Below are 5092 nucleotides of genomic sequence, written 5' to 3'. Positions count from 1 at the left end.
CCCCCCCCCCCCCCCCCCCCCCCCTCGCGCTTCCGGCCTGCGGAGCCGCCCCTGCTACCGCAGCGCCTCCCGCAGCACCCGCCCGTCCAGGCGCTCCGCGGGCTGCACGTCGAGCACGGCCGCCAGCGTCGGCGCCATGTCCACCACGCGGGTGAACCGGCCGTACTTCCCCGGCTTGAAGTGCGGCCCGTAGAAGATCACCGGCACGTGCGTGTCGACGTTCTCCGGGGAGCCGTGCTGGGCGTAGCTGGCCGTTCCCCACACGTGCCCCGGCCTGAGCGTGACCGCCACCTCCACCGGGAGGTCCGGCGGGAGCATGTGCAGCCAGCGGCGGGTGATCGCATCGTTGACGGTGTCGCCCTTCGCCAGGTCGCGCACCCGGTCGGCGCGGAGCACGCCGGGGACGCGCCGCGCCGCGGCGGCGAAGGCGCGGGAGAGCGAGTCCACGCTCACCCCCGCGCGGGCGAGGGCCGCGCGGTCCACGAAGAGCAGACCATCGTCCACGTAGGCGGCGGCGCTGTCCGCGCCGGCGGCCACCAGCCCGCGGCGGAGCTGTGCCGTCACCGAGTCGAGCCGCACGTGGTAGCCGCGCGCCGCCTCGGCGCCGAAGGCCACCTCCGGGAACGGGGTGACGCCGTGGTCCGAGGTCAGCGCGATCACCACCCGCGACGAGTCGCGCACCGAGTACAGCGAGTCCATGAACGCGCCGAGCATGCGGTCCAGCCGGAGCACCTGGTCGCGGATCTCGCGCGAGTCCGGCCCGTAGCGGTGCCCCACCGCGTCCGTGGCGGAGAGCGACACCGCCAGGACGTCCGTCTGCGGCCCCGTCCCCAGCTTCAGCTCGTCGAGTCCCTCCAGGGCGATGTCCAGCGTGAGCTGGTCCATCCACGGGTACTCGGGGAAGCGCCGCGCCGCCTCCGCGGGCTCGGCCGGGAGGACGTGCGGGAAGAGGAAGTCGCGCCCCCCGCTCTCCACGGGCACGCTGTCCGGCTCCGGGTAGGCGCTCTCCGGGAGGAGGAGCGTCCATGCCTGCCCCGCCATCCGCTGCGGCACGCGCCGGTCGTTGAACCGGTTCACCCAGGTGGGGAGCGTGTCCGCGTAGTAGCGGCTGGTTGTGAAGCGCCCGTCGGCGGTGTACCAGTACACCTCCTGCTTGGCGCGCCCCAGCGGGAGGATGGCGCCCCGATCCTTGCGCGACACGGAGAGCGCGCGGGCCCGCGGGTCCCTGTACCGCAGCCAGTCCGTGAGCACGGTGCCGCGGAAGCGGAAAGGCGACGCGCCCGGCCCCCCACCGCCGATCAGCGGCGCCTGCGGGTCCTGCACCCCGGCCGCGTTCTGCACGATCCCGGTGCTCCGCGGGTGGCGCCCGGACATGGTGCTGGCGTGCCCCGGGGCCGTCTCGGTGTTGGCGTGGTCCTGGTGGGCGTCCGTGAACACCGCCCCGCCGCGGTAGAGGCGGGCGAGCCCGCCCTGGAGCTGGCTCCCGTACTTCTCGAAGTAGTCCGCGCGGAGCTGGTCCACGGTCAGGAAGACCACCAGCGTGGGCGTCTCCCGCGGGGCCGCCGGAGCGGACTGGGCGGTCGCGGGGAGGGCTCCGGCCAGGACGGCGAGCAGTCCCGGCAGACCGGCGATTCTACGGTTCATGCGCTGCGCTCGGGTGAGTGGAACGGAGGACGGGGTTCAGAACCCCGGCCGCACTCCGAAGTTTCGCCGCCCCCGCGACCGGCGCAAGGGCCCCGGGCCGCGCCCGCGCGGACGGGTGAAACCAAAACCCCGCAGGGGCGTACCAGTCTGCCGTACGGGCGGTTGTGCCACCGCCGCCCGGCCCCGTATTCTGAACCCCTCGCAACGCTCTCCGCCGCCGGCCGCGCCTGCGCGTGGAGCCCGTACCCGGAGCGCGCAGCCGTGAGCAGTCTCCCCGCATCGTCCCGGACCGTGTCCACTTCCCCGGCAAAGAGCACCCGTCCCGGCCGCCCCGCGAGCCCCGCGAAGAAGTCCGCCGGCGGCGAGGCCTGGGAGTGGGTCAAGTCGCTGGGCGTGGCGCTCGTCCTCTTCCTGGTCCTGCGCACCTTCCTGGTGCAGGCCTTCTCCATCCCGTCGGGGAGCATGAAGCAGACGCTGCTGGTGGGGGACTACCTCATGGCCAGCAACGTGGTCTTCGGCCCGCACCTCCCCTTCAGCGACACGCGCCTCCCCGGCCTCCGCGACCCGCGGCACGGGGACGTGGTCGTCTTCCGGCCCACGTACAACCAGCCGGTGATCGACGTCGTGAAGCGGGTGATCGGGGAGCCGGGCGACACCCTGCACAGCGTGGACGGGACCGTCTTCCGCAACGGGGAGCGGCTGGTGGAGCCGTACGTGATCGCCCCGTCGGCCGGGGACCAGCCCATCGGGTACACGGGGACGCAGGGCGGGGTCTTCCTCCCGCAGGAGATCGACCCGGCCAAGTACGGCTACCACAACCACCTCCCGGCGCTCACCGCGGCGGTGGACCGGGAGTCGTACACCCCCACCAACAACACCTGGGGGCCGCTGGTGGTGCCCGAGGGGCAGTACTTCCTAATGGGCGACAACCGCGACGAGTCGCTGGACTCCCGCTTCATGGGGTTCGTCCCGCGGGACGTGATCCGCGGCAAGCCCCTGTTCATCTACTTCTCCTACGACCCCGAGCTGGACCGTCCCTTCCCCAAGTTCCTGACGGCCGCCCGCTGGGGGCGGATCGGGACGGTGATCCGCTGAGGTGAGCGCGGGAGCACCGGAGCGCGCCGTGGCCCCGGCCGCCCTGGCCCCGCTGCCGCCCCGCCGGCGCGCGCGCTTCCCGGGCGCGGACCTGCTGGCCTTCCGCCGCGACGCGCTGGGGACGCTGGAGCGCCTGGTCCGCGACCACGGCGACGTGGCCGGGATGCGGTTCGGCCCCCGCCGCGTCACCCTGCTCGGGCACCCGGAGCTCGTCCGGGAGGTCCTGGTCACCCGCCACAAGAGCTTCATCAAGAGCTACGCGCTGCAGCGCGCCCGCGTCCTCCTGGGCGAGGGGCTGCTCACCAGCGAGGAGCCGCTGCACCTGAGGCAGCGGCGGCTGGCGCAGCCCGCCTTCCACCGCGAGCGGATCGCCGCCTATGCGGCCGACATGGTGGCGTACGCGGCGCGGATGGCGGAGGAGTGGCGCGACGGCGCGGAGACCGACGTGGCGCGGGAGATGAACCGCCTCACCCTCGGCATCGCGGGGAAGACGCTCTTCGGCGCGGAGGTGGAGGGCGAGGCGGAGGAGATCGCGCGGGCGCTCACGGAGGCGCTGGGGCTCTTCAAGCGGCTCACCAACCCCCTGGGGCCGCTGCTGGACCGGATCCCCACCCCGGCCACGCGGCGGATGCGGCGCGCCCGGACGCGGCTGGACGACACGATCCACCGGATCATCGCCGACCGGCGGGCCGAGGGCACGGACCGCGGCGACCTCCTCTCCATGCTCCTGCTGGCCCAGGACACGGAGGGCGAGGGGGGCGGGATGACCGACCTGCAGCTTCGCGACGAGGCGCTGACCATCTTCCTGGCCGGGCACGAGACCACCGCGAACGCCCTCGCCTGGACCTGGTATGCCCTGGCCGGCGCGCCGGAGGCGGAGGCCGCGCTCCACGCGGAGCTGGACGGCGTGCTCGGCGGGCGGCTCCCCACCGCGGACGACCTCCCCGCGCTCCCATACACCCGCGCCGTCCTGGCCGAGGCGATGCGCCTCTACCCCCCGGCGTACCTGATCGGGCGGCAGCCGCTGCACGACATGGAGATCGGCGGCTACCGGGTGGAGGAGGGCTCCATCGTGCTGACGAGCCCCTGGATCACGCACCGCGACGCGCGCTGGTGGCCGGACCCGCTCCGCTTCGACCCGGGGCGCTGGAGCCCGGAGCGGGAGGCGGAGCAGCCGCGCTTCGCGTACTTCCCCTTCGGCGGGGGGCCGCGCAAGTGCATCGGCGAGGGGTTCGCCTGGGCGGAGGGGATCCTGGTGCTGGCGACGCTCGCCCGGCGCTGGCGGGTGCGCCCCGTCCCGGGCCACCCCGTGGAGATGGAGCCGACCATCACGCTCCGCCCGCGCCACGGGATCCGGGCCGTGCTGGAGCGGCGGGCCTGAGCGAGGGTCAGGTAGACACCTGGTCCTCCCTGCGCATGGCGCGCGACTCCTCGTCGCACCCCCGGCGGGCGACCTCGGTCCACCGCGCCCACACCCGCGGGCGCTCCACCAGGGCGACGATGCGCGGGTCGAAGTGCCGCCCCGCCCCCTGGCGGATCTGCTTCCGCACCTCGTCGGCGGGGAGCGGGCCGCGGTAGGGGCGCGGCTGGCTGAGGGCGTCGAAGACGTCGGCCACGGCGATGAGCCGCGCCCCCAGGGGGATCTCCTTCCCCCGGAGACCCTCCGGGTAGCCGCTCCCGTCCCAGCACTCGTGGTGCGACGACACCATGGCGGTGATCCCGGGGTGGATCCGCTCCATCGGCTCCAGGATGTGGGCGCTCTCGTGCGGGTGGTTCCGGATCTCGTTGCGCTGCCGGTCGTCGAGCGAGCCGTGGGAGTGCACGATGTCGAAGAAGCGGTCGTCGATCTTCCCCATGTCGTGCAGCAGCGAGGCCACCCGCAGCGTGGCGCGCTCCTCGCGGCCCAGACCGAGCGGCTCCGCCAGCGCGTCGGTCAGGTTGGCGACGCGCCGGGAGTGCCGCGCGGTGGCGGCGTCCCCGGAGGTGATCGCGTTGAGGAGGAGGTCCACCATGGTGCGGTGGAGGCGGCGGTTCCTGCGCCGCCTGCGGCGCGCGTCCCCGGCCCAGGCCACGGCCATCAGTCCCGCGGCCGCCAGCGCGCCTCCCAGGAAGGACCGCGCGTCCCATCGTTCGAGCATGGATCCCGTGCTGCGGGTAAACAGTAGAAGCCGCAGCGGCTTCCGCACATCCCGAGCCACGCCCCCCGCACCGCTCGCCCCGTGACCGACGCCCTGCTCGTCTTCGTCCGCGCCCCGGAGCCCGGCCGTGTCAAGACGCGCCTCGCCGCCGCGGTCGGTGCCGGCGCGGCGCTGCGCGTGTACGTCCGCCTGGCGGAGCACGCGCTGGCCGAGGC

At 74.4% G+C, this 5092-nt stretch carries 4 protein-coding genes; 2 read left to right on the top strand and 2 right to left on the bottom strand.

The genetic code is table 11. From position 1 onward, the window contains the following. Positions 1 to 54: 54 nt before the first annotated feature. On the bottom strand, positions 55 to 1644 hold the full coding sequence (locus VGR37_18425) for an alkaline phosphatase family protein (GenBank protein HEV2149385.1): 1590 nt from the start codon (positions 1642 to 1644) through the stop codon (positions 55 to 57). A 261-nt stretch (positions 1645 to 1905) separates the two neighbouring features. Between VGR37_18425 and lepB the strand changes: the two genes are divergently transcribed. Both lepB and VGR37_18415 read left to right on the top strand, forming a co-directional pair. Continuing rightward, on the top strand, positions 1906 to 2739 hold the full coding sequence (gene lepB, locus VGR37_18420) for a signal peptidase I (protein ID HEV2149384.1): 834 nt from the start codon (positions 1906 to 1908) through the stop codon (positions 2737 to 2739). Positions 2740 to 2767: 28 nt separating this feature from the next. Further along, complete coding sequence (locus VGR37_18415; protein HEV2149383.1) at positions 2768 to 4120, top strand: cytochrome P450; 1353 nt, start codon at positions 2768 to 2770, stop codon at positions 4118 to 4120. 7 nt (positions 4121 to 4127) lie between these two features. On the opposite strand, the gene VGR37_18410 is transcribed toward VGR37_18415, so the two are convergent. Continuing rightward, complete coding sequence (locus tag VGR37_18410; protein HEV2149382.1) at positions 4128 to 4877, bottom strand: HD domain-containing phosphohydrolase; 750 nt, start codon at positions 4875 to 4877, stop codon at positions 4128 to 4130. Between the last annotated feature and the right edge of the window lie 215 nt (positions 4878 to 5092).

Source organism: Longimicrobiaceae bacterium (assembly GCA_035936415.1).
Taxonomy (GTDB): Bacteria; Gemmatimonadota; Gemmatimonadetes; order Longimicrobiales; family Longimicrobiaceae; genus JAFAYN01.
Note: the sequence above shows the minus strand (reverse complement) of the source record. Positions and strands in the feature narration are given on the sequence as shown.

Coding starts and splice junctions, on each gene's coding strand:
- VGR37_18425 (HEV2149385.1), bottom strand. CDS start 1,644: ATGAACCGTAGAATCGCCGGTCTGCCGGGACTGCTCGCCGTCCTGGCC.
- VGR37_18410 (HEV2149382.1), bottom strand. CDS start 4,877: ATGCTCGAACGATGGGACGCGCGGTCCTTCCTGGGAGGCGCGCTGGCG.